The sequence below is a fragment of the Pseudonocardia parietis genome (assembly GCF_017876315.1).
Classification (GTDB): Bacteria; Actinomycetota; Actinomycetes; order Mycobacteriales; family Pseudonocardiaceae; genus Pseudonocardia; species Pseudonocardia parietis.
This window is the reverse complement of the sequence record NZ_JAGINU010000001.1, coordinates 5,003,403-5,027,819: the sequence shown is the minus strand read 5'-3', so window position 1 is coordinate 5,027,819 and position 24,417 is coordinate 5,003,403. Positions and strand designations below refer to the sequence as shown.

The following is a 24,417-nucleotide window of genomic DNA, read 5'->3' as shown; positions in this document are numbered from 1 at the left end:
CGGCGTGAGCCGGCACCCGGCCGTCCCGCCGTCAGCCCCGCAGGCCCTGCACCCTGCTCGCGGTGCGCAGCGCCCCGGACATCCCCTTGTAGGCACTGCTGCGGGCGCCGTCGCGCAGGCTCCGCAGCTGTGCCCGCCGCTCGCGGCCCGCGCTGTTCCAGGCCAGCAGCGACCGGCCCCACGAGTCGCGGGCGAGCTCGCGCGTGCCGGCCTCCCTGGCGAGCAGCGACCAGCGGTCCCCGAAGTCGTCCAGGCCGTCGCGGTAGGCGAACACCGCGGGCCGGACGTAGGACATCCCCGGGTGCTGACGGCGCATCGCCGGCGCGTACTCGGCGATCACCTTGTCCAGGCACTCGAAGCGGCGGCGCCGGTTCGAGCTGATCGACCCGGTCCGCATCAGGCGCATGTCGAGCAGGTAGCGGCGGGTGCCCCACATCAGCGGGTAGTTCGAGCCGGTCGCGATCCGCAGCCACATCTCGAAGTCGACGGCCGAGGGCAGCGACGAGTCGAAGCCGCCGACCTGGTCGAAGCAGGCCCGGCGGATCATCAGCGAGCTGCCGTTGTGCGGGGGGTTGTTCTCGACGAGCTGCTTGTCGAGGTCGACCTTCCCGGACGGCTGCCAGCGCAGCGCCACGACCTGGCCGCTCTCCATCATCACGCGGGTGTGGCAGTAGGCCATGCCGACCCCGGGTGGGGCGGTGTGCAGGGTCTCGAGCATGTGCCGCAGGAACTGCGGATGCCAGCGGTCGTCGCCGTCGAGAAACGCCACGAACGGTGCGGCGCTCTCCGCGAGTGCCCGGTTGCGTGCGGCGCCCGACCCGCCGTTCTCGACCTGGATCAGCCGGATCCGGGGATCGCGTTCGGCGCGGGAACGCACCACGTCGGCCGTATCGTCGGTCGAACCGTCGTCGACGATGAGGTATTCGAAGCGGGTCTCGGTCTGCGCGAGGACGGAGTCGATGGACTCGCCGATCCACGACCCCACGTTGTAGGCGGGGGTGATCACCGTCACCAGCACGCTGCTGTTCCGCACGGGCGGCACGCTATCAAGGGTCCTTCCGGGTGTGCGAGCGGAGTAGGGCTACGGGCGGGATGCGTCCGGAGGGGGTAACGCCGAGTAGGGCGGAGGGCGGCTCTGCGCCGACCGTGTGATCAATTCCGGTGAACCGGAACGGCTCCGGATCCGAAGGGTTCCGGACCGACCATGCCGCTGCGTCACCGTTCCGTCGCCGACGGTGCCGGGGTCCCGGGGTGCGAGGGGTCCCCGCTATCCTCCGCAGAATGTCGTTCAATGCCCGGGTGGCGCTGGCCCGGCGCCTCCGATTTCTGCCCCATCGCGCATTCGCGATCGCGCACCACGCATTGTTCCAGGGCGAAATCACGACCTTCCGGAAACCGAAGACCTACGCGCAGCTCCTGGCGAAGAAGAACCTCGCCGAACAGTCCGAGCTGGTGCACATCACGGCGGACAAGTACCGGGTGCGCGAGCACGTCGCCGACCGGATCGGGGCCGAGCACCTCATCCCGCTGATCCAGGTCGTCGAGCGGGCCGAGGATCTCGATCTACGCGAGCTGCGGGAGCCCTACGTCGTCAAGGGCACGCACGGCTGCGACATGACGATCCTGGTCCCGCACCCGGCCGCCGCCGATCACGCACGGATCCGGTCGACGGTCGCCCGCTGGTTGCGCACCGACTTCTTCCGGCACGGCTGGCGGGAGCGGCCCTACGAGGGGCTGACCCCCCGCGCGGTCGTGGAGGAGTACCTGGGTGACGGCACCAAGCCGCCTGCCGACTACAAGTTCTTCGTCTTCCACGGCGAGCCGGCGATGGTCGTCGTCGACCAGGACCGGTTCGTCGCGCACACCTCGACGATGCTGCACCCGGACTGGGTGCCGTTCCGGATCTCCGGCCGGTTCGAGCAGGCGGACGCGCTGCCGGAGAAGCCGGCCTGCTACGACCGGATGCTGGAGATCGCCCGGGTACTGGGCAAGGACTTCACCTTCGCCCGGGTCGACCTCTACGACGTCGACGGCCACGTCTACTTCGGGGAGATCACGCACAACCCCGGCGGCGGGCTGGTGAGGCTGCGCCCGCGTGCCTTCGACCGTGCGCTGGGCGAGCTGTGGCGCAACGGCACCCCGATCCCGGAGCGGCTCATCGACCGGGAGGGGTCCCGGGGCTGACCCCGTTCCCGTCCGGGTGGCCGTTCCCGGACTGCTCCGGGCCCTCCCACACGGGCGGGGCGAGAATGGCGCTCATGCGGTCGAGCTGGTCGCGGTGCAGGGCGCTGAGCTCCCCGAGTACCCGCTCGCCGTGCACGGTGAGGACGACCCGGACGACCCGGGCGTCCGCCGGGTCGGGGTCGCGGCGCACCAGTTCCTGGCCCTGGGCCCGGTTCACCAGCTCGACGGTGCTGTGGTGCCGCAGCTGCAGCCGGTCGGCCAGCTCACCCACGGTCGCCCAGTCGCGTTCCGGGAAACCCTTGAGGGCGAGCATCAGCTGGTACTGCTGCGGGGTGAGGCCGTTGCGGCGCACGGTCTCCTCGCTGAACCGCAGGTAGCGCCGGATCCCGAACCGGAAGCGGGCCAGCGCCTCGAAGTCCGGCTTCGTCAGGGGCGTCGGGCGTTCTTCCGTGGGCACCTGTCCAGTCTGCGGTACCGACCGGGGTCGTGGGACCCCGGCGTGGCAATTTATATCGTAATGCGATATAAATAGGGTGTGCCTGCGAAGTAGGAGGTGTGTCGTGCCGGACGATCGCAATCACCGCGTGCTGGACGACCTGGAGCGGCGGCTCTGTGCCGACGATCCCGAGTTCGTCGCCCGCTTCCATAGTGAGCAGGAGCGGCTGCCCGCCGCCGGGCGGCCCTCCGGCGCCCGGATCGCGGTCGTCGTCGCGGCGGTCACGGGGCTCCTGCTGCTCCTGCTGGGTAGCCCGGCCGGCGCGCTGGCCGCGGTGGCCGGCACCGGAGTCGTCTGGCTGGCCTGGCGCTACCCGGTGCGCCCGCAGGACCCGCGCGGGTTCCCCCTGACCTGACGGGGCCCGATCAGTCCCGGACGCGGGGAATCCGGTCGGTCGACTGGTCCGGCACGCGGCCGATCACCTCGGTCGCGTCCGGGTCCACCGGCTGCGTCCGGGGCTGCACCGGGTGGGTCCCGCGCAGCCAGCGGACGACGACCGGGGCCAGGACGACCGCGAGCAGCAGCTCGGCGGCCAGCCAGGACCAGCCGACGGCGTCGAGACCCACGATCGGGGACAGCAGCGTCGTCCCGGTCAGCACGACGATCGCGTGCACCAGCTGCTGCACCGCCAGCGGCGCCGTGCGGTTCGCCAGCCGGGACCGGGTCATCCAGAGCGTGACGACGACCCGCGGCAGCATCGAGACCATCAGCAGCTGCAGCAGCAGCGAGGCGTTCTCGGCGTAGTCACGGCCGTAGAGCAGCAGCAGCAACGGCGCCGCCAGCCCGATCACCAGTGCCGCGGGCAGCACGATGACGGCGATCCGGCGGGCGATCGAGCGCGCCAGCAGGTGCGCGCGGGCCGGGTCGCGCGAGCCCTCGACCACCAGTGAGGACGTGATCGCGATCGACAGCATGTTCATCGCGATGAACACCGTCTGCGCCGGGAGCAGGTAGGCGCTCTGCTGGGGCCCGAGGAGCCCGATGACCAGCACCGGCAGGAACGACGACGTCGCCTGGTTGAACACCTGGCCCGCGTAGTCGCCCGCCATGTAGCGGCGCAGCGTGTTCTTCTCCGGGGCTCCGGAGCCCGGCTCGGCGGCGGACTCGGCGATGTGCCGGGGCAACAGCCGCCGGGTGATGAGCAGGCTGAACGGCACCAGCAGCGCCAGCACCGGCGCCGACCAGGAGGTGAACACGCCGTCCTCGACGGACGTGAGTGCCACGATCACCAGCAGCACCAGCTTGACCACGCCGTAGACGCCGTTCTTCAACGCCACCCACATCGCCGAGCGCAGCCCGGTGTAGATCTGGTCCTGCAGGTTGAAGATCGACCACGCGGCGGTGGAGACGACGAACCAGGCCGCGAACCCGGGGGAGACCCACAGCGGGTCGCCGGGGGAGCGGGCCAGGTGCAGGTAGGTCATCACGACGGCCGCGACCAGTGCCCCGAGCCCGGTCGAGATCGCGTAGGCGAGGCGTACCAGCCGGGCCGAGTCGTTCCCGGCCGTCGGCAGGAACCGGACGAGCGCCTGGCCGAAGTTCAACGTGGTCAGCACCGAGATGAGCATCATCAGGTTGACCAGCGCGGAACCGCGGCCGACGTCCTCGGGGCTGTAGGTGCGCGCCGCGAAGATCCAGTAGAGGAGCCCGAACCCGGAGTTGACGATGGTGTTCAGCATGAGCGCGTAGGCATTGCGGTAGAGCGGGTTGCTCATCTCCCGCCGCACCGACTGCAGCCGTCCGGCCACCATCCCGCCGAGGCTCACCGGACGCCTGCGCGGGCGTTGCTCACGAACACGACACCACGCTAACGAGGGGGACCTCGGGGTCACGTCCCGGGTCGCGGCGTGGCAGCACACCCGATCGGGGTTCGCAAACCCTGCGCTACCGTGACCTTCCATTGTGTGATGCGGTGAACCGAGGGGGCTTCTGGTGCGTATCGCGTGCGTGGGTGGTGGGCCGACCGGCCTCTACCTGGCGATTCTCGCCCGGCTGCGTTCCGGCGGCCGGGACGAGGTCGTCGTGCACGAGCGCAACGAGCCGGGGCGGACACACGGGTTCGGTGTCACCTTCGGCGAGGACCTGCTCGACGACTTCTATCGCACCGACCCCGCCGGGGCGCCCGCGTTGCGCCGTGCGTCACGGCTGTGGAGCGACCAGATGGTCCGCATCGGCGACCGCAGGCCGGTGCACCTCGGTGGCAAGTACGGCTACTCGATGGCCCGCGTGACGATGCTCGAGGTCCTGACCCGGCGCGCCGAGCAGCTCGGCGTCGACCTGCGGTTCGGTAGCACGATCGCCGACCGGGGCGAGCTCGACGCCGACGTGGTCGTGGCCACCGACGGTGTCGGCAGCCGGCTGCGCTCGGCCAGGGCCGACCATTTCGGCACGACGATCGAGCCGGGCGAGAACCGCTACGTCTGGCTCGGCACCGACCGCACCGTCGACGTCTTCACCTTCGCCTTCGAGCGGACCCACGCCGGATGGGTCTGGTTCTACGCCTACCCCTCCGCGGACGGTGCCAGCACCTGCATCGTGGAGTGCGCGCCGGAGACCTGGGAGGGGCTCGGGCTCGACCGCATGCCCCCCGCCGACGGCCTGCGGATGCTCGAGTCGATCTTCGCCGACGCACTCGGGGGGCACCGGCTGCTCCCGCCCGCCGACGGTTTCGGCGAGGAGCCGTGGCTGCGCTTCCGGGAGATCCGCAACCGCACCTGGCGCGACGGTGACCTGGTACTGGCCGGCGACGCCGCGCACACCACGCACTTCGGCATCGGTTCGGGCACCGTGCTCGCGGTGCAGGACGCGGTGGCGCTGGCCGACGCCCTCTACGGTTCGGCAGGCCCCCGTGACGTCGTCGACCTGGACTGCCCGGACGGCCGGGGCGCCGCGCTGGCCGCCTACGACGCGACGCGCCGCGCCCGGCTCGGCCCGATCCAGGACATGGCGCGCCGCAACATGCAGTGGTTCGAGCGGGCCGGGCGGCGCCTCGACCAGGGCGAGGACCCGATCGAGTTCTCCTGGGCGTTGCTCGACCGGCGCGGGGACATGGGCCGGCTGCACTACGGCCTGCACAAGGCGACCCAGATCGGCCCGCTCCGGCAGGTGCGTCGCACGCTGACCAGCGCTCGGCGCGTCCGGCGGGCGGCCCAGCGCGGCGAACGGGGCGCGATCGGCTGAACGGCCCGCACGTCACTCGTTCCGTCACGTTCCGCAGCGGATCCGGCTACCCCTCGTAGTGCAGGTGTCCGCTTCGTCCCCTACCCTGGCGCCGGTCCTGCCGCCGGGGCGGGCCGGAAGGGACGGCACGTGAAGATCGTGTGCGTGGGTGGCGGTCCGGCCGGCCTGTATCTGGCGATCCTGGCGCGGCTGCGCTCCGCCGGCCGGGACGAGGTCGTCGTCGCCGAGCGGAACGCGCCGGGGCAGGCGTCCGGGTTCGCCGTGACCCTCGGCGAGGACATCCTCGACGAGCTCTACCGCACCGACCCGGTCGGCGCGGAGGGCGTCCGCGCCGCCGCGCACGTCTGGGGCGACCAGGTCGTCGAGGTCGCAGGCGAGACCGTGCACCTCGGTGGGCGCTACGGCTACTCGATCGGGCGGGCGCGGCTGCTGGAGGTACTCACCGTGCGGGCCCGCCAGGTCGGCGTCGACCTGCGGTTCGGCACCGCGGTCGCCGCGGACGGTGATCTGGCCGCCGACCCGCTGACCACGGACGCCGACGTCGTCGTCGCCGCGGACGGGGCGGGCAGCGCGATCCGGAGCGCCCGCAGCGACGACTTCGGCACCCGCCTGACCCACGGCACCAACCGCTACGTCTGGTTCGGCACGTCCAAGGCGTTCGCGGCGTTCACCTTCGCCTTCGAACACACCGAGGCCGGCTGGGTCTGGTTCCACGCCTACCCCGCCGCGGACTGCGTCAGCACCTGCATCGTGGAGTGCACCCCGCAGACCTGGGCCGGTCTCGGCCTGGACCGGATGTCCGCCGACGAGGGGATGCGGCTGCTGGAGACGATCTTCGCCCGGTCGCTGGAGGGACACTCGCTGATCGCCCCGCCCGGGATGGGCGCCTCGCCGTGGCTGGAGTTCCGCGAGGTCCGCAACACCTCGTGGCGGTCCGGGCACGTCGTACTGGCCGGCGACGCCGCGCACACCACGCACTTCGCGATCGGCTCCGGCACCGTGCTCGCGGTGGCCGACGCGATCGTGCTGGCCGAGGAGCTCTATCCGGGTGGCGCTCCGGCGCCGGACCTCGTGGCCGCGCTGGCGACCTACGACGCCCGCCGCCGGGCCGCGATGGCGCCGATCCAGGACATGGCGCGGCGCAGCATGCGGTGGTTCGAGACGGTGCCCCACCGCCTCGACGGCGCCGGCGCGATCGACTTCTCGTGGTCGCTGCTGGACCGCCGCGGCGACCAGGGCCCGCTGCACCGCCGGCTGCACGAGGCGACCCAGATCGGGTCCGTGCGCCAGGTGCGGCGGCGCCTGACCCTCGCCCGCCGGCTGCACCGGGCGCTGCGGCGCGGCGAGGTCGACCCGGTCGGGGTGGTCACCGGCTGCTCCTGAGCCGCCGGTGGTCAGGCCGTGTCCCGGTCGGCCTCCTTCGCCAGGAACGAGTGCTTGCGGCCGTAGAACACGTAGACCAGCAGGCCGAGCACCAGCCAGCCGACGAACCGGATCCAGGTGTCGAGGTTCAGATTCAGCATCAGGTAGAGGCAGGCCAGGGCGGTGATCGCCGGGACGACCGGCGAGAACGGGACCCGGAACGGGCGCTCCAGGTCCGGCCGCGCCCGCCGCAGCACCGGGACCGCGATCGCCACGATGATCATCGCCGCGAGCGCGCCGATCGAGACCATGTCGGCCAGCGCGGTGATCGGGGTGAAGGCGGCGATGATCGCGCAGACCACACCGCCGATGATCGTCATCCGGTGCGGGGTGCCCCAGCGCGGGTGCGCGGTGCCGATCGCCTCGGGCAGCAGGCCGTCGCGGCCCATCGCGAACCCGATCCGGCCGATCGTGACCAGCTCGACCATCATCACCGAGGTCAGTCCGGTGACCGCGCCGATCGAGATCAGGGTGGCCACCCACGGCAGGCCGACGCTCGAGAAGGCGACGGAGAGCGGGGCGCCGGGGTCGATCTCGGTGTAGGGGACCATCCCGGTGAGGACCAGCGAGACGGCGATGTAGAGCACCGCGCAGACGGCGAGCGCGCCGAGCAGGCCGATCTTGAGGTCCCGGTTCGGGCGCTTGACCTCCTCGCCGAGGTTCGCGAGCGCCTCGAAGCCGGTGTAGGCGAAGAACACGATCGCGGCCGCGGTGAGCATGCCGCCGACCCCGTAGACGGTCGGCTCCAGCCCGAACACCCCGGAGATGACGGGCTGGGTGAACACCGTGCCGCCGCCCTCCGGCGGCTGCGCCGGCGGGACGAACGGCGTCAGGTTGGCCGTGTCGATGTAGAACACGCCGACGGCCACGATCAGCACGCACACCGCCAGCTTGACCAGCACGAGCAGGTTCGTCAGCCGGGACGACTCGCGGATGCCGGCCACGGCGACCGCGGTGAGCAGCGCGATGATCCCGACGGCGCCGATGTTGACCGTCGCGTCCTCACCGAACCAGGCCGTCGGCAGCCCGAACAGCTCGGCGAGGTACCCCGACCAGCTGCGCGAGACGACCGCGAGACCGAGCCCGAACTCGAGCAGCAGGTCCCAGCCGATGATCCAGGCGAAGACCTCGCCGAGGGTGGTGAAGGCGTAGGTGTAGGCCGAGCCGGCGGTCGGGACCGACGAGGCCAGCTCCGCGTAGCAGACCGCGGCCAGGCCGGCGACGACCGCGCCGATCAGGAACGACAGGGTGACGGCGGGGCCGGCGTGCTGCTGTGCCTCCACGCCGGCGAGGGTGAAGATCCCGGTACCGATGATGATGCCGACACCGAAGCCGACCATGTCCCGGGCCCGCAGCGTGCGTTTCAGCGGCGAGCCGGATCCGTCTGTGCCCGAGCGGCTCCGCTCCAGGATCCGTTCCACCGGCATCGTGCGTGTCCACCCCACGCCCTCACCCCCGAGTTCGTCCGTCCGACCGTTGCGTGACCGTATGCCGCCACACGGCACCGTCGCCGGACGGGACCCGGGGCCGCCCGGAACATCGGGAAAGTCCGTTTCGGCCTCCTGTCGGTGATAATGCTGCGTGAACGTTCGCCGCGTTCCGCACTCCTCGGAGCCCGGTCGGCGACGCTGCGGGGTGAGCCGGTGTCCCGCGCGACGTGCCACCTCCCACCGGCCTCGGGACGGGGGAGCGGTGTCCGATCGACTGCGTCGCTGCGCCGGTGTGCTGGCGGTGACGGCCGTCGTGGCACTGCCGGCCGTGCTCGGTGCGGGCGCGGCCGGCAGTGCGGGGGAGTCCGGCGCCGGGTCGCCCGTCCTGCAGGCGGCGGATGCGGGCTCCGGGGCGACGGCCACGCGGACCGGCACCGGGATCCCGGACGGCGTCGCGATCGCGGCGGACGGCACTGCCGATCCCGCCGCCCCCGGCCTGCCGGTGACCCGGGAGGAGCTCCTGGCCACCATGGTCCCGCCCGGCGCGGGCCCGGCGGCCGGTGACGTGTTCGCGCACCCTCCCGGCACGGTGCCGGTGCGCCGGGCGGGCGAGGACGGGCTGACGCTGTCCTGGGCACTGCTCGACACGGCCGCGGACCGGTGGGCGGGCTCGGCGAACGCGGACACCGACCGGACCGAGGCCGAGTCCACGATCAAGGCCTGGCTCGCCGCCGACACGCTGCGCGCCGCGGCCGAGGCCGGGCGCGCGGTGACCGCCGCCGAGCGGGCGGACATCGCCGCCGCCGTGCGTGCCAGCGACGACGCCGCCGCCGAGCGGCTCTACCGGGCCCTCGGCCGGGACGCCTCGATCGCCCGGCTGGACACCGAGTGCGGGGTGGCGGTCTCGACACCGCGGCCGGGCTGGTGGTCGTTCACCCGGCTCACCGCGGTCGACGCGGCCCGCATCCTCGCCTGCGTGCGTGACCGGGCCCCGGAGTGGCCCGGCGGCACCGAGCTGCTCGCCGACCTCGCCGCCCTCACCCCGGACGGCCGGTCCGGGATCCACACCGGACTGCCCGGCGAGGTGGCGGAGAAGAACGGCTGGACCCTGCACGGGCACGGGGAGTGGAATCTCAACTGCGTGCTGGCCTGGCGGGAGCGGGCCCTCGCGGTGTTGCTGACCTACCCGGCGGCCCGCGGTGCCGAGTACGGCTGGGCGGTCTGCCGCGACGTCGCGGACGACGTGCTCGATGGTGCGGTGCCGCCCGCCGGCGCACCTGACGGCAGCGTTCTCGCCGGCAGCGTGCCCGCCGACAGGGCGGCGGCCGGCGACGACACACCGGCCGCCGACCTGGGCTGACCGCGCCTCGGCCGGACACCGGCGTGGCCCTGCCGGTTTCACCTGCGGTCGTGCGGGGAAAGCTGCCGATCGGCCGTCCCCGACGAGAGGTGAATGATGACCGGCTTCTTCGGACCGGGTGACCCGCGCGGCCCCGGCGACCCCCGCGGCCCGGTGCACCGGATCGACCTCACCCGCCTGATGAGCGCGGGCGCCCGGGAGATCATGGCCCGGGCGGCGCAGGAGGCGATGGAGCGCGGTGACACCGATCTGGACGCCACGCACATCCTGCTGGCGTGCGCCCGCAGCGAGACCACCCGCCAGTGGATCACCCGGGCCGGCGGCGATCCGGACGCGATCACCCGGACGCTCGAGGAGCGCCTGCCGCGCGCGGACGGCACGGATCCCCGCCCGCCGTCGCTGACGCCGTCGGCGAAGCGGGCACTGCTCGACGCGCACCAGATCTCCCGTTCGATCGGCTCGACCTACATCGGCCCCGAGCACCTGCTGCTCGCCCTGGCTGCGAACGAGGAGTCCGCGGCCGGACGCCTGCTGGCCCGCTCCCGCTTCAGCCCGGGCTCGATGACGTCGGGCGCCGGCGGGCCGCAGCCCGGCACCGCCACGGGAGCCGGACCCGGGGGCGAGCAGAGCGAGACGTCGACCCCGACCCTCGACCAGTACGGCCAGGACCTCACCGCCGCCGCCCGCGGCGGCCGGCTCGACCCGGTGATCGGTCGCGGCGAGGAGATCGAGCAGACGATCGAGGTGCTGTCGCGGCGTACCAAGAACAACCCGGTGCTGATCGGCGAGGCCGGGGTCGGCAAGACCGCCGTCGTCGAGGGCATCGGCCAGCGCATCGCCGACGGCGAGGTCCCCGACACCCTGCGCGGCCGGCGCGTCATGCAGCTCGACCTGGCAGGCGTCGTCGCGGGGACCAAGTACCGCGGCGACTTCGAGGAGCGCATGCGGACACTGATCGAGGAGATCCGCGAGCACTCCGACAGCCTGATCGTGTTCATCGACGAGCTGCACACCATGGTCGGTGCGGGCACCGGCGGTGGGGACGGCGGCGGCGCGATGGACGCCGGCAACCTGCTCAAGCCGGCCCTGTCCCGCGGTGAGCTGCACGTCATCGGCGCGACGACGCTGGACGAGTACCGCCGCTACATCGAATCCGACTCGGCGCTGGCCCGCCGGTTCCAGCCGGTGCTGGTGCCGGAGCCGTCGATCGAGGACACGGTCGCGATCCTGCGCGGGCTGGCCGACCGCTACGAGGCCCACCACCAGGTCAGCTTCACCCCGGAGGCGCTGCGCGCTGCCGTCGAGATGTCCGACCGTTACGTGACCGACCGGTTCCTGCCGGACAAGGCCATCGACCTGCTGGACCAGGCCGGTGCCCGGGTGCGGCTGCGTACCCGCACGCCCACGGTGGACCGCCGGGAGATCGAGCAGCGGATCGAGCAGCTCACCCGGGACAAGGACCAGGCCGTCGCGCACGAGGACTACGAGAAGGCCTCGCAGCTGCGCGACGAGATCACCGAGGCCCGCGAGCAGCTGGCCGCCGACCCCACCGACCCGGACCGCAAGGCACCCGTCGTCGGTGTCGACGAGATCGCCGAGGTGGTCTCGCGGGCCACCGGCATCCCGGCCACCCAGCTCACCGAGGCCGAACGGGATCGGCTGCTCAAGCTGGAGGACGAGCTGCACCGCTACGTCGTCGGCCAGGATGCGGCGGTCACCGCGGTCGCGGAGGCGATCCGCCGTTCCCGCTCCGGTCTCGGTGACGAGGACCGCCCGGTCGGCAGCTTCCTGTTCCTCGGCCCCACCGGGGTCGGCAAGACCGAGCTCGCCCGCGCGCTCGCGGTGGCGTTGTTCGGCGAGGAGGACCGGATGGTCCGGCTCGACATGAGCGAGTACGGAGAGAAGCACACCGTCGCCCGGATGGTCGGCGCACCGCCCGGCTACGTCGGCTACGGCGAGTCCGGCGAGCTGACCGAGGCGGTGCGCAGGCGGCCGTACTCGGTGCTGCTGCTCGACGAGATCGAGAAGGCGCACCCGGACGTGTTCAACACGCTGCTGCAGGTGCTCGACGACGGCCGGCTCACCGACGGCCAGGGCCGGACCGTCGACTTCCGGCACACCGTGATCATCATGACGTCCAACGTGGGGTCGGAGCTGATCACCGGGCACGGGATGACGCTGGGCTTCGGCTCGGCGGCGACCCAGGAGGCCTCGGCGGCCGACCGGGAGGACGCGGTGCTGCGCGACCGGCTGATGCCGCGGCTGCGCGAGGTCTTCCGCCCCGAGTTTCTCAACCGGATCGACGAGACGATCGTGTTCCGCAGGCTCGACATCGACCAGCTCGTCGAGATCACCAAGCTGCTGCTCGAGGACACCCGGGAACGGCTGGCCCGCAAGGACATCGGTTTCGAGATCACCGACGACGCGGTGCTGCTGCTCTCCGAGCACGGCCACCAGCCCGACTTCGGGGCCCGGCCGCTGCGCCGCACCATCCGCCGCGAGCTGGACAACCCGCTCTCTGCGATGCTGCTCGACGGCCGCATCGGTCCCGGCACGACGGTGCGGGTGGCCGCCCGCGACGGAGAGCTCGCGATCGAGGGGGCCGAGCCGGCCGTGCGGTAGTCGGGGAGGTTCGTCGCCCCGTGCTCACCCCTCGATCAGGTGTGTCGACATGCGAATACATGCATATATAGGCTGGCGGGCATGGGTCACGGACACGGCCACGGACAGGGCCACGGACACGCCGGCGCGGCGACCGACCGGCGGCGGCTGGCGATCGCGCTCGCCGTCACCCTGGCGACCGCGGTCATCGGTGCGCTCGGTGCACTGCTCACCGGGTCGCTGGCGCTGCTCGCGGACCTCGGGCACCTGCTCACCGACGCCGGTGCACTGGTCGCGGCGCTGGTCGCGTCGATCCTGGCCGCCCGCCCGGCCACCGCGCGCCGGACCTACGGGATGGGGCGGGCCGAGGTCCTGGTCGCGGCGCTGAACGCACTGACGCTGGTCGCCGTCGTCGTCTGGGTGGCGGTCGAGGCGGTGCAGCGCCTGTTCGATCCGGTGGAGATCCCGGGCGTCCCGCTGCTGGTCATCGGCGTGCTCGGCCTGGTCGGCAACCTGGTCTCGCTGGCCGTGCTGGCCGGCGGTGACCGCGGCAACATGAACATGCGCGGCGCGATGCTGCACGTCCTCGGCGACGCCCTGGGCTCGGTCGGCGTGCTCGCCGCCGCGGTGGTGCTGATGACCACCGGCTGGCCCTACGCCGACACCGTCGCCTCGCTGTTCATCGTCGCGCTGATCCTGCCGCGGGCGGTCGGGCTGCTGCGCGAGGCCTCCCACGTGTTGCTGGAGGGCGCCCCGAAGGGGATCGACGCGGGGGAGGTCCGTGTGGAGCTGCTGGGCGTGCCCGGGGTGACCGAGGTGCACGACCTGCACCTCTGGGCGATCAACGACCGGACCCCGGCGATGTCCGCGCACCTGGTGGTGGACGAGGAGGTCTCGGCGCACTGCGGGGACCGGTCGGTGCTGGACCGGGCCGGGCACGTGCTGCGCGAGCGGTTCGGGCTGGACCACTCGACCCTGCAGGTGGAACACGACGCACACGTGGCCCACGAGAACCACTGCGGCTGACCGGCATGTGGTGGAGCCGCGTCGGCCCCCACCGGAAACCGGTGGGGGCCGACGGGAAGCGACCGGATCAGTCCAGGTAGTCCCGCAGCACCTGCGACCGCGACGGGTGGCGCAGCTTCGACATCGTCTTCGACTCGATCTGGCGGATCCGCTCGCGGGTCACGCCGTAGACCTGGCCGATCTCGTCGAGGGTGCGCGGCTGGCCGTCGGTGAGGCCGAACCGCAGCCGCACGACGCCCGCCTCGCGCTCGGACAGCGTCGCCAGCACCGACTGGAGCTGGTCCTGCAGCAGGGTGAAGCTCACCGCATCGACGGCCACGACGGCCTCGGAGTCCTCGATGAAGTCACCGAGCTGCGAGTCACCCTCGTCACCGATGGTCTGGTCCAGTGAGATGGGCTCCCGGGCGTACTGCTGGATCTCCAGTACCTTCTCCGGGGTGATGTCCATCTCCTTGGCAAGCTCCTCGGGAGTGGGCTCGCGCCCGAGATCCTGGAGCAGCTCACGCTGTATACGGCCGAGCTTGTTGATGACCTCGACCATGTGCACCGGTATACGGATGGTGCGGGCCTGGTCGGCCATCGCGCGGGTGATCGCCTGCCGGATCCACCACGTCGCGTAGGTCGAGAACTTGTAGCCCTTGGTGTAGTCGAACTTCTCGACCGCACGGATGAGACCGAGGTTGCCCTCCTGGATCAGGTCCAGGAACGCCATGCCGCGGCCGGTGTAGCGCTTGGCCAGCGAGACGACCAGCCGGAGGTTGGCCTCCAGCAGGTGGTTCTTGGCGCGCTCGCCGTCCCGGACGATCCAGCGCAGGTCGCGCCGCAGCTGCGGGGAGAGCTTCTCGTTCGACTCGAACAGCTTGCGGATGCGCTCGGCGCCGTAGAGGCCGGCCTCGATCCGCTTGGCGAGCTCGACCTCCTCCTCGGCGTTGAGCAGCGCCACCTTGCCGATCTGCTTGAGGTAGGCGCGGACCGAGTCGGCCGATGCGGTGAGCTCGGCGTCCTTGCGCGCCTGGCGCAGCGCCTCGGACTCCTCCTCGTCCCAGACGAAGTCGGCGGACTTCTGCTGTGACGAGCGCGTGGTCGGAGCCACCCGGTTCTTGCCGGTGTTGGTCTCCTCCTCGTCGTCGTCGGCGTCATCCGGGTCGACGTCCTTGGCCGCCTCGGCCAGGTCCGCCTCGATGTCGTCGCCGGTGACTTCGCCCTCGTCGAGCACGACCTCGGCGTCCTCGGTCTCGCCGTCCTCGCCGTCGGCCTTCTTGGTGGAGGCCTTCTTCGGGGCCGGCTTCTTCGGGCCGGTCTTCGGCGCGGTCTTCGTGGCCGTGCCGGTCTTGCGGGTACGCGTGACCGGCTTGTCGGCGGTGCCGGTCGTCGACGACGTGGCCGTGCCGGCCGCGGACGGTCGGCGGCTGCGGGATGCGGTACCCGACGTCGGCTCGACGGTCGAGTCGCTGCGTGCTGCGGAGTCTGCGGCTGCCACCTGGGCCCTCTCGCTACGTGCGCTGGAGTCGTTACGCGGCGAGCTCGTCGAGCCGACGAGGCCACGAACGGCCGGAATGTTCGGTCCTGGCACCACCTCGGTCGCCGGCGTCGATTGGCGGTCGCCGCGCGTCCCGGAGGCTGGGTGCACGCTCCATTGTAACTGCGCACCGCCGACGGGGTCGCACCTCACGTCGCCCCGCGCGTCCGGGACGGCCCCGGCGTGGTCGGATGGGTGCCGTGAGCCCGCACGAGAGCAGCGATCCCGCCACCCTGCGCGCCGTCGCCGAGCAGGTCGCGACCGAGGCCGCCGAGCACCTGCGCAGCCTGCCCGCCCCCCGCGACGGCGGGGTGTCGACGAAGAGCTCGCCGACCGACGTCGTCACCGAGTCCGACTCGTCGGTGGAGAAGTTCGTCCGGGCCCGGCTCGCCGCGCTCCGTCCCGGCGAGCCCGTGTACGGCGAGGAGGGGGCGGGCGACGCCGCCACCGCACGCTGGGTCGTCGACCCCATCGACGGCACCGTGAACTATCTCTACGGCCTGCCCTGGTACGCGATCTCGATCGCCGCCGTGGCGGACGGGCAGACGGTCGCCGGGGCGATCGCCGAGCCCGCGGCGGGACGGCTGTGGTCGGCCGGGCGCGGCCTGGGCGCGACCTGCGACGGGCGGCCGCTGGCCGTCGCGACGACCACCGAACTGGGCCAGTCGCTGATCGGTACCGGGTTCGCCTACCGGGCCGAGCGGCGCGCCCGCCAGGCCCACCTGGTCGCGGCGATGCTGCCGCAGGTGCGTGACGTCCGCCGGGCCGGTGCGGCGGCGCTGGACCTCTGTGCGGTGGCGGCCGGCTGGCTGGACGGTTACCTCGAGCACGGCTGCAGCTGGTGGGACTGGGCGGCCGGCGCGCTGATCGCCCGTGAGGCGGGTGCCGTTGTGCACATCACCGTCCCGCCGGGGGTGGACGGCCTGGGTGCGGCGGGCGACGGCCTCGGCGGCGACGTCTCGCTCGCCGCCGCACCCGGGATCGCCCGTGAACTGGCCGACCTGGCCCGGCGCAGCGGAGCCGCCGACGTCTGAGCCGGGCCGGCGGGCCGCCGGCGTCAGCTGCAGACGTTCTCGCGGGCCTGGGCGAGCAGACCGGGGTCCGCCTGCGCGGCGCCCTCGCTGCCCGGCGCCGCCAGCTGGTCCAGCGCGTCCCGGGCGGTCCGGCTGGGCGCGACGTCGGTGAACGCCGTCCCGACCACGACGTCCACGACCGCACCGGGCCGGTCGTCGCGGATCAGCTCCACACACGGCAGGGCCAGCGACAGGGTGGCCGCGGCGGCCTCGCCGTCCGCCCCGAAACGCATCTGCCCGATGCAGTCCAGGTCGCCCTCCGGGAACGCCGGGTCGTTGCCCGGGGTGTTCGCCTCGCCGAACTCGAAGTCCTTGAGCTGGGCCGCCACCAGGTTCGCCTGGCCGCGCTGGCCACCGGCGTTGAGCACCTGGAAGCGCGCGTCGTTGGGTGCGGCGGCCGCGACACCGTCCAGGTCGACGCGGGTGATCTCCGAACCGGGCAGCGCCCCCGAGGCGGGTGCGGCGCAGTTCGTCGACGACGGGCCGCTCGACGCGGTGCTCAGCACGGCCGTCCAGGCGACGACCGCGACCGCGGCCAGCACGATCGCGGTGATCACGATGGGTCGGGTGCGGCGGCGCTCGTAGGGCCGGTCGGTGCGGGCTCGCCGCACGCGCATCAGAAGGACCCCCCGTCCAGCATGTGGTGGCCGAGTGCGACCAGTGGCCCGACCGAGCCGTCGAGGCCCTCGGCCATCTCCGCCGGCACCGACCCGGCCCGGACCCGGGCGAGGATCCCGGCGAGGACCACGGCCAGCTTGAACGCGCCGAACGCGACGTACCAGGGCAGCGGGCCGACGTCGAGGCCGGTGCGGGCGGTGTAGGCCGCGACCAGCTCGCGGCGGGTGGGGAAGCCGGGCAGCGCCGTGGGGGAGGGCAGCGGCTGGGCGTGCGACCAGACCCGGTCGTCGCCGTCCTGCTGCCAGTAGACGAGCAGCAGCCCCAGATCGGCGAGCGGATCGCCGAGCGTCGACATCTCCCAGTCCAGGACGGCGACGATCCGGCCCGGGTCGGTGGCGTCGAACACACAGTTGTCGAGCCTGTAGTCCCCGTGCACGACCGTGTGCCGCTGCGCGGCCGGGACGTCCGCGGCGAGCCGCTCGGCGAGGCGGGTGAGTTGCGTCTCGTCCTCGGTGGTGACCGGGACCGGGTCGTCGCCGTCCCGGGCCGCCGCCCACTGCTTGCCCCAGCGCCGGATCTGGCGCTCCATGAAGCCCTCGGGGCGACCGAAGTCACCCAGGCCGACCTCGTGCGGGTCGACGGCGTGCAGCGCGGCGAGCACGTCGACCAGCGCCTCGCCGGTCGCCCGGCGCTCCGCCTCGCCGGTCGCCCAGCCCTCGGGCAGATCGTCCAGCGGGACGACGCCGTCGACGAGTTCCATCACGAAACAGGGCGCGTCCGTGGGGCCTCCCGCGGAACCGTCGTGGGTGGCCAGGACCGCGGGAACCGGCACCGCGGTCGGCGCCAGGGCGGCGATCACCCGCTGCTCACGGCCCATGTCGTGGGCGGTCGCTGCGACGGTGCCGACCGGTGGGCGGCGCAGCACGACGGCGCCCGCGGGGGAGGAGACCCGGTAGGTCAGGTTCGACCGGCCCGCACCGATCGAGGCCAGCTCGGCGTCGGTCCACCGCTCATCGTCCAGGACCCTCGCCAGCCAGGCGCCGACCTCCGCGGGGTCGGCACCGGGGGTGGGCGTGCGGGCGCTCGTCGTCACGCCGACCGACCCTAGTCCGGACGGCCGCGGTGGTGTCGGTGTGACACCCCCGCCCGTCCGCACGCGCAACAGGGGGACTCGGTGCGCGACATGCCGCACCCTGGGCTACCCTCCCCGCCGCCGGTGCGGACCGGTCCCTCCGGACGAATCCGGGTCGAGCACCGCCGGACCGTCGGCGGAGTGAGACCGGCGTCACTTCCGTGACCGGGCACAAACCTGGTCGCCGCGACGTTTCTCAGCGGCACGCGACGACCGACAGATGCGAAGGATCTGCTGCTCACCGGCCGGGAGGAGCAGCACAGACGTGAACGGCAAGGGTGAGACCCATGGCGCAAGACTACGACGCACCGCGTCGCAACGAGGCCGACGAGATGGCCGAGGACTCGCTCGACGAGCTCAAGCAGCGCCGCAACGAGGCGCAGTCCGCGGTCGTCGACGTCGAGGAGACCGACACCGCGGAGAGCTACGAGCTCCCGGGCGCCGACCTGTCCGGCGAGGAACTGACGGTGAACGTGCTGCCGAAGCAGGCGGACGAGTTCACCTGTGCCAGCTGTTTCCTGGTGCACCACCGGAGCCGGCTGGCCAGCTCGTCGGGTGGACAGTTCCTCTGCCGGGACTGCGCGGCCTGACGAGCGAGGACGGGACGGCACAGGCCCCGGCGGACTTTTCCGCCGGGGCCTGTCGTCGTCGGAGGAGCTGCTCAGCCGGTGCGGTGCGGCGCCTGCTCCGCGATCGCCGCCCGGAGTTCCTCCGGACGGCGGCTGCTCACCACCCAGTACGGCTCGTCCGAGTCCTGATCGGTGATCTCCACCCGGACCAGTGGCCCCACCCAGCCGCGGTGCAGGACGTACGCCGTCGGATCCAGGTCGGGGCCCAGGGCCTGCTGTTTGTCGGCCTTCGCCACGATGTCGGTGACGCCGACCACGGACAGCGGCAGCGTGCGTCCGTTCGAGATCAGTTTCCCGTCGCGCACGGTGGTGCGGCTGCGGCCGAGCCACCAGAGGGCGCCGACGCACAGCGGGACCATCGTCACGTAGCCGATCCAGGACCGTAGGCCCGGATAACCCATGTGGATCTGGGCGCCCATCAGGACAGCGAGTCCGAGGGCGAGCAGGTACCACCACACGGGGACCGACAACCGCTCGTCGAACGTAGTGGGGCCGGACGTCGCAGAGTCCGTCTCCGGAAGGCGATCGCTCACGGGTTCCAGGGTAGCGTCGCCCGCCGTGCCCGGTTCCGCCCCCGCTCCCCCGGACGAGCCGCTGGTCGCACCGTCCGTCGACGTGCTGCTGGCCCGGCTCGACCCCGGCATCCCGCTGCCCGCCTACGCACGCCCCGGTGACGCCGGGGCCGACCTGGTGACCACCGAGGATCTGGTGCTCGCCCCCGGTGAACGCTCGCTGGTCGGTACCGGCGTCGCGATCGCACTGCCCGACGGCTACGCCGGGTTCGTGCACCCCCGTTCCGGGCTGGCCGCCCGCTGCGGGCTGTCGATAGTCAACGCGCCCGGCACGGTGGACGCCGGTTACCGCGGCGAGATCAAGGTCTGCCTGGTCAACCTGGACCCGGCCGAGCCGGTGGAGCTGCGCAGAGGAGACCGGATCGCGCAACTGGTCGTACAGCGGGTCGAGACGGCCCGGTTCATCGAGGTCCCCGCGCTGCCGGAGTCCGTACGCGGCACCGCGGGCCACGGCTCGACCGGCGGGAACGCCGCGCTCGGGCACGGGGGAGGTACCCACTGATGCCCGGACGCACCCGCGGGCGGATGTTCGACATCCGGCCCGAGCACGAGACCGAGGTGACCGGCAGCGGCACCTATCCCGGCTACCCGGGCTACGGCGACGCCGACTTCTACGACGACTACGACGACCACTCCGCAGGGCCCGACGCCCACCGCGGGCCGGGCCCGAACGGTGCAGCTCCGAACGGTGCAGCTCCGAACGGTGCAGCTCCGAACGGTGCAGCTCCGAACGGTGCAGCTCCGAATGGTGCAGCTCCGAACGGTGCAGCTCCGAACGGTGTGGGCCCGAACGGCGCCGGTCGCAATGGTGCCGGTCGCAACGGTGCCGGACCCAACGGTGCTGGCCCGAACGGTGCAGGTCCAAACGGTGCGGGTCCGAACGGTGCTGGTCGTAACGGCGCCCCGCAGAACGGCACCCCGCAGAACGGCGCGGGCAACGGCGCCGCGCCGGGCGGGCGCGTGCCGAACGGCGCCGGACGCGTGCCGAACGGTGCCGGACCGGGCCGCGGTGGCCCCGCAGGGGAGGGCGCCGGTCGCAACGGTGCCGGACCGGCCGGCGCCGCCGCGACGACGGCCGTCCGTGCGGTGCGCGAGCCCGGCGCGTCCGGCCGGTTCCGCGCCGGTGACGACCACGAGGGCCGGGTGTCCGCGGACGGCCGGTGGGACGACCGCGAGCCGCCACTGCTCAGCCACCGCAGCGAGCGCGACGAACCCGCCTACGCCCGCAACCAGACACCCCAGGGCTTCGACGGCGGCGACCCCGACGATCCCACCTGGGGCCGCCGCGACGACCGCGACGCCGATGACTACGGCGACGACCACGACGAGGACGACTACGAGTACGACGAGTACGACGAGGACGAGTACGGCGTCGGCGACGCCCCGCTGTCCGTCCCGCCGCCGGGCAGCGGTGGCCGGCCGCTCGGCCCGGCCGACGTGGAGGAGCTCGACCCGTCGATGACGGACGCGCTCGCCCGCGTCGATCTCGGGGCCGTGCAGGTCCCGGTGCCCTACGGCGCCGAGATGACGCTCGAACCGGCTGGCGCGGAGCACCCGCAGGCCGTCCACCTGCTGCTGCCGGAGGGGCGGATCGCGGTGAGCGCGCTGGCCGCCCCGCGGTCGTCGGGCTTGTGGTCCGACCTGTCCGCCGAGATCGAGAAGTCGCTGCGCAACGGCGGTGCCCGGGTCCGCAGCACCCGTGGGGACTGGGGCCGCGAGCTGCACGCCCGCACCGAGAACGCCGCGTCGGTGTTCGTGGGCTGCGACGGTCCGCGCTGGATGGTCTACGGCGTCGCGACGGCGTCGCTGGAGACAGTGGACGCGCTCGACGTCGAGCTGCGCCGGGTGCTGCGCGGAATCATCGTTGTCCGCGGGAAGTCGCCCTACCCACCGCGGACGGTGCTGCCGCTCACCCTGCCCGAGCGTCTGCGGGAGAAGCAGCCCGAGGTCGCGCCGCAGAAACCGAGCATCACGGTCTCCGTCCCGCTACCGGACGGTTCCGCTCCGTCCTCGCCGACCGGTGCGACGAAGTCTCCGTCGACAGGTGCGACGAAGCCGCCGTCGACAGGTGCGACGAAGGCGCCGTCGACGGGAGCGACGAAGGCGCCGTCCACCGGAGCGACCCCGCGCGGGGGCGCCCGTCCGCCGGTGGCGCCCGCGCCGACCCGGCGCGTCCCGGCGGCCGGACCGGTCTCCGCCCCGACGCGCCGGTCGGACGACACCGGTGCCGACCCCATGACCCGCGCGCTCCCGGCGGCACGACGCCGCCCGGCCGCGGCGGCCCCCGGCGCGGTGCCTGCCGAGAACGCGGCCGAGCGGACCGCGCTGGCCCGCCCGATCCGGGCGGAGCAGCCGTCCGGGCGGACCGCGCTGCCCCGGCCGGTCCGAGGAGAGGCCCCGTCCGAGCGGACCGCGCTGGCCCGCCCCGTCCCGCCGGAGGAGCCGGCTGAGCGCACCGCGATCGCGGGCGGCCCGTCCGTCCCACCGGTCGACGAGCCGGACCAGGCTCCCGACGCAGGCCGCCAGAGCCGGCGCCGTGGCAGGCCGGAACGTTCCGACCGCACCGCGGTCACGAGCAGCGGCCGTCGCCGGCTCACCCGGAACGAGCGTCCGGAGCCGGACGAGCTCGCCGACGGGCTCGACGGCCCGGCCCGGCGGCCCCGCCGCGGGGCGACCGGGTCCGACCGGACGCCGGCGGCCGACACCGCTGCCCGTGCGCCCCGCACGCCCGACCCGCAGCCCCGCACACCGGACCCGCTCGGTTCCGCCACGTCGGACCCGTTCGGCTCCCGTTCGTCGGATGCCGTGGGCACCCGGTCGTCGGATCCGCTCGGTTCCGCCACACCGGACCCGTTCGGCTCCCGCTCGTCGGACTCCCTGGGCGCCCGGTCGTCCGACCCGCTCGGTTCCGGCGCGCCGGAACCGTTCGGTTCCCGTGCGTCGGACCCGTTCGGCTCGCGCTCGTCGGACCCGCTCGGCTCGCAGGCTCCGGAGCCCGCGCCGGATGCCGAACCGGCCGAGCCCCCGGCGCGCCGCGACCCCGCGGTGACCGCGCTGTCGGTCACAGATCTGCTCGCCGGGACCGAGGCCGACCCGGCCCGTCGCGACGCGCCTCGGGGCGGCTCCGACACCGGCCGCGGCTCCCGCCCGGCCTCCGGGTCCACCCGGGGAGCCGGCACCGACGACGAATCGCAGTTCGGTGCCGGTGACGTCATCGGTACCGGTCCGGGCGAGCCGGCCGACTCCGCCGGCGGGGACTCCGGTCGCCGGTCGCGCCGCCGTCGTGCCGCCGACCGCGAGAGCGTCGGCCGGATCGACGCGTCCGACCTGCTGGCCGGGCGTGGCACCGGCGACGGGCACCGGCGCGGTGCCGACGCGACGGAGCGGCGTGGCATCGACGCGGCCGATCCGCTGGGCGTCGGCACCCGTGACCGGCGTGGTACCGACGCGGCCGATCCGCTGGGCATCGGCACCCGTGTCCGGAGTGGTACCGACGCACCCGACCCTCTGGGCGTCGGCACCGGTGACCGGCGTGGAACCGACACGCCCGATTCGATCGACGCCGCGGACCTGCCGGGCACCGAGGCCGCCGATCCGGGCCGCAGTGGCACCGGCGAGCCGGACCGCACCCGTACCGACGCCGAGGTCGCCCGCCGGATGTCGACGGCGATCGAGGACATCCCGCTCTCCGATGTACAGCTGATGGACGCCACCCTCGACCGGGTGCCGGTCCCGCCGGCACCTCCGGCGCCCGCGGCGTCCCCGGCAGTGCCCCGGCGGCAACGCCGGGAGCGACCGGCGGCCGAGCAGCCGCAGCCCCGCTCGGGCGACGACGACTGGCTCTCCACGGAGATCGCCGCCAGCCGCCGCGCCGGACGGCACGGTTCGGGTAGCGGCACGTCGGTGGCGGACCTTCTGGCCTCGGCGGCACTCGACGCGCCGGCGAGCCCCGCGCCGCGCCGGGCCGCCGACCACCAGCCCGACCACCAGCCCGACCACCAGTCAGGCCAGTCCGACCACCGGTCAGGCCAGTCCGACCACCAGGACGACCACCGGTCAGGCCGGGCCGATCACGAGCCCGGCCATCGGTCCGGCCACCGGTCCGAGGAGGCCGACCACCGGCCCGGCCGCGAGCCGGCCTGGTCCTACTCGGACGGTGACGATCTGTTCAGCCCTCGGGCGGAACGCCGGGAACGCACCCACGACACCCACGACACCGGCGAACGACCCTCGGCGGACGAAGCCCGCAGTGCCCTGCAGGAACTGCTGCGCAGTGCGGAGCAGGCCGGCTCCGGGCCCCGCAACGGGAACGGCGTCACCGGGCTCGCCGACTACCGGGCCAGCCGGGCCGCAGCGGCCGGACGCGAGTCCGACGAGCGGGACGACGACCGGGACGAGGAACCGCGCGACGAGCCCGGGCGCGCCGTGGGGGGCTCCGGTCTCACCGGCCAGTGGTCGTCCGGCCGGCGCGGCGGCGGCACCGATCCCCGCGACCTCGGCCGGCACCGGCGCGACTGACCGCGGGCCGTTCCGGGCACCGTGTCCGGAACGGCCGTCGCGTGGTCTTCCCTGCCGACCACCGGGCGCACCCGGGCGACCGATCGGCGCCGCCCGGCCGACCGGGCGACGAGTGCCTGGTGAGGGCCCGGGCCGGGACCTCCGCGCGTACCCTGGCGGGGCGATGACACGACACCCGTCGGGGTCGCCACACGAGCACGGACACCGGACGGTCCGCCGACCGCGCGGCCGAGGAGAGACATGGGCAGCACGGATGGCGGGGCCTTCCGCCGGATGCTCCACAAACTCACCAGCGACGTCGACGAGCTCGACGCACGCGATCTCGCCGAGGACGTCGAGGAGACCGGTGCACGGCCGGCCCGCGACACCGCCTGCGGCGAGGAGGTCACGATGCTCGGCCGGATCCGCAGCGTCGAGTTCTGCCCGCAGGGCGCCGACGCGACACTGAAGGCCGAACTGTTCGACGGCACCGACGGCGTCACACTGGTCTGGATGGGCCGGCGCCGGATCCCCGGCATCGAGGCAGGCCGCACCATGCGCGTGCGCGGGCGGATCTCCGTCCGCGACGGTCAGAAGGTGCTCTACAACCCGTACTACGAGATCTGTCCGGCGCAGTGACTCGGCAGACCCGGCAGATCCCCCGAGCGATCGGAACGG

At 73.4% G+C, this 24,417-nt stretch carries 20 protein-coding genes; 12 read left to right on the top strand and 8 right to left on the bottom strand.

Annotated elements, in window-relative coordinates:
* Positions 1–31: 31 nt before the first annotated feature.
* Positions 32–1,033: a glycosyltransferase family 2 protein gene (locus JOF36_RS23585; RefSeq protein ID WP_210030866.1), complete on the bottom strand. Its 1,002-nt coding sequence runs from the start codon at positions 1,031–1,033 to the stop codon at positions 32–34.
* Positions 1,034–1,281: 248 nt separating this feature from the next.
* Here JOF36_RS23585 and JOF36_RS23580 point away from each other — a divergent pair, with 248 nt between their 5' ends.
* Complete coding sequence (locus tag JOF36_RS23580; RefSeq protein WP_210030865.1) at positions 1,282–2,184, top strand: ATP-grasp fold amidoligase family protein; 903 nt, start codon at positions 1,282–1,284, stop codon at positions 2,182–2,184.
* Here JOF36_RS23580 and JOF36_RS23575 read toward each other — a convergent pair.
* Positions 2,156–2,641, bottom strand: a complete 486-nt coding sequence (locus JOF36_RS23575) for a MarR family winged helix-turn-helix transcriptional regulator (RefSeq protein WP_210030864.1) — start codon at positions 2,639–2,641, stop codon at positions 2,156–2,158. The genes JOF36_RS23580 and JOF36_RS23575 overlap by 29 nt on opposite strands.
* Positions 2,642–2,744: 103 nt before the next feature.
* Here JOF36_RS23575 and JOF36_RS23570 point away from each other — a divergent pair, with 103 nt between their 5' ends.
* Positions 2,745–3,035 (top strand): DUF3040 domain-containing protein, encoded by a 291-nt coding sequence (locus tag JOF36_RS23570; protein ID WP_210030862.1) that lies wholly within the window; start codon positions 2,745–2,747, stop codon positions 3,033–3,035.
* Positions 3,036–3,045: 10 nt separating this feature from the next.
* On the opposite strand, the gene JOF36_RS23565 is transcribed toward JOF36_RS23570, so the two are convergent.
* On the bottom strand, positions 3,046–4,431 hold the full coding sequence (locus JOF36_RS23565; RefSeq protein ID WP_210030860.1) for a lipopolysaccharide biosynthesis protein: 1,386 nt from the start codon (positions 4,429–4,431) through the stop codon (positions 3,046–3,048).
* A gap of 181 nt (positions 4,432–4,612) precedes the next feature.
* On the opposite strand from JOF36_RS23565, the gene JOF36_RS23560 reads away from it, so the two are divergent.
* Both JOF36_RS23560 and JOF36_RS23555 read left to right on the top strand, forming a co-directional pair.
* Positions 4,613–5,860, top strand: coding sequence for an FAD-dependent monooxygenase (locus tag JOF36_RS23560; protein WP_307862555.1), 1,248 nt, complete (start codon positions 4,613–4,615; stop codon positions 5,858–5,860).
* A 129-nt stretch (positions 5,861–5,989) separates the two neighbouring features.
* On the top strand, positions 5,990–7,243 hold the full coding sequence (locus JOF36_RS23555; RefSeq protein ID WP_210030858.1) for an FAD-dependent monooxygenase: 1,254 nt from the start codon (positions 5,990–5,992) through the stop codon (positions 7,241–7,243).
* An 11-nt stretch (positions 7,244–7,254) separates the two neighbouring features.
* On the opposite strand, the gene JOF36_RS23550 is transcribed toward JOF36_RS23555, so the two are convergent.
* Entirely contained in the window at positions 7,255–8,709 is a 1,455-nt protein-coding gene (locus JOF36_RS23550) for an APC family permease (RefSeq protein ID WP_210036184.1), read from the bottom strand.
* 265 nt (positions 8,710–8,974) lie between these two features.
* Here JOF36_RS23550 and JOF36_RS23545 point away from each other — a divergent pair, with 265 nt between their 5' ends.
* The 3 genes from JOF36_RS23545 to JOF36_RS23535 all read left to right on the top strand — a co-directional run bounded on the left by JOF36_RS23545 (position 8,975) and on the right by JOF36_RS23535 (position 13,699).
* Complete coding sequence (locus JOF36_RS23545) at positions 8,975–10,072, top strand: hypothetical protein (protein ID WP_210030856.1); 1,098 nt, start codon at positions 8,975–8,977, stop codon at positions 10,070–10,072.
* Positions 10,073–10,168: 96 nt separating this feature from the next.
* A complete protein-coding gene (locus JOF36_RS23540; RefSeq protein ID WP_210030854.1) occupies positions 10,169–12,694 on the top strand; it encodes an ATP-dependent Clp protease ATP-binding subunit in 2,526 nt (841 codons plus the stop codon).
* A gap of 81 nt (positions 12,695–12,775) precedes the next feature.
* Positions 12,776–13,699, top strand: a complete 924-nt coding sequence (locus JOF36_RS23535) for a cation diffusion facilitator family transporter (protein ID WP_210030853.1) — start codon at positions 12,776–12,778, stop codon at positions 13,697–13,699.
* 67 nt (positions 13,700–13,766) lie between these two features.
* Here JOF36_RS23535 and JOF36_RS23530 read toward each other — a convergent pair whose 3' ends face one another.
* A complete protein-coding gene (locus JOF36_RS23530; protein ID WP_210036183.1) occupies positions 13,767–15,257 on the bottom strand; it encodes an RNA polymerase sigma factor in 1,491 nt (496 codons plus the stop codon).
* A 161-nt stretch (positions 15,258–15,418) separates the two neighbouring features.
* On the opposite strand from JOF36_RS23530, the gene JOF36_RS23525 reads away from it, so the two are divergent.
* Positions 15,419–16,252: an inositol monophosphatase family protein gene (locus JOF36_RS23525; protein WP_307862553.1), complete on the top strand. Its 834-nt coding sequence runs from the start codon at positions 15,419–15,421 to the stop codon at positions 16,250–16,252.
* A gap of 23 nt (positions 16,253–16,275) precedes the next feature.
* Here the strand turns inward: JOF36_RS23525 and cei are convergent, their stop codons facing one another.
* Both cei and JOF36_RS23515 read right to left on the bottom strand, forming a co-directional pair.
* On the bottom strand, positions 16,276–16,908 hold the full coding sequence (gene cei, locus JOF36_RS23520; protein WP_210030851.1) for an envelope integrity protein Cei: 633 nt from the start codon (positions 16,906–16,908) through the stop codon (positions 16,276–16,278).
* Positions 16,908–18,002 (bottom strand): phosphotransferase family protein, encoded by a 1,095-nt coding sequence (locus JOF36_RS23515; RefSeq protein ID WP_210030847.1) that lies wholly within the window; start codon positions 18,000–18,002, stop codon positions 16,908–16,910. The genes cei and JOF36_RS23515 overlap by 1 nt, the downstream gene beginning before the upstream one ends.
* Before the next feature lie 326 nt (positions 18,003–18,328).
* Here JOF36_RS23515 and JOF36_RS23510 point away from each other — a divergent pair, with 326 nt between their 5' ends.
* Entirely contained in the window at positions 18,329–18,631 is a 303-nt protein-coding gene (locus JOF36_RS23510; RefSeq protein WP_210030845.1) for a DUF4193 domain-containing protein, read from the top strand.
* A 71-nt stretch (positions 18,632–18,702) separates the two neighbouring features.
* Here JOF36_RS23510 and JOF36_RS23505 read toward each other — a convergent pair whose 3' ends face one another.
* On the bottom strand, positions 18,703–19,203 hold the full coding sequence (locus JOF36_RS23505; protein WP_307862552.1) for a DUF3093 domain-containing protein: 501 nt from the start codon (positions 19,201–19,203) through the stop codon (positions 18,703–18,705).
* A 25-nt stretch (positions 19,204–19,228) separates the two neighbouring features.
* Here JOF36_RS23505 and dut point away from each other — a divergent pair, with 25 nt between their 5' ends.
* The 3 genes from dut to JOF36_RS23490 all read left to right on the top strand — a co-directional run bounded on the left by dut (position 19,229) and on the right by JOF36_RS23490 (position 24,378).
* On the top strand, positions 19,229–19,744 hold the full coding sequence (gene dut / locus JOF36_RS23500) for a dUTP diphosphatase (RefSeq protein ID WP_210030839.1): 516 nt from the start codon (positions 19,229–19,231) through the stop codon (positions 19,742–19,744).
* A 479-nt stretch (positions 19,745–20,223) separates the two neighbouring features.
* Entirely contained in the window at positions 20,224–23,760 is a 3,537-nt protein-coding gene (locus tag JOF36_RS23495; protein ID WP_210030837.1) for a DUF3710 domain-containing protein, read from the top strand.
* 240 nt (positions 23,761–24,000) lie between these two features.
* Positions 24,001–24,378 (top strand): OB-fold nucleic acid binding domain-containing protein, encoded by a 378-nt coding sequence (locus tag JOF36_RS23490; protein ID WP_210030835.1) that lies wholly within the window; start codon positions 24,001–24,003, stop codon positions 24,376–24,378.
* Positions 24,379–24,417: the final 39 nt, after the last annotated feature.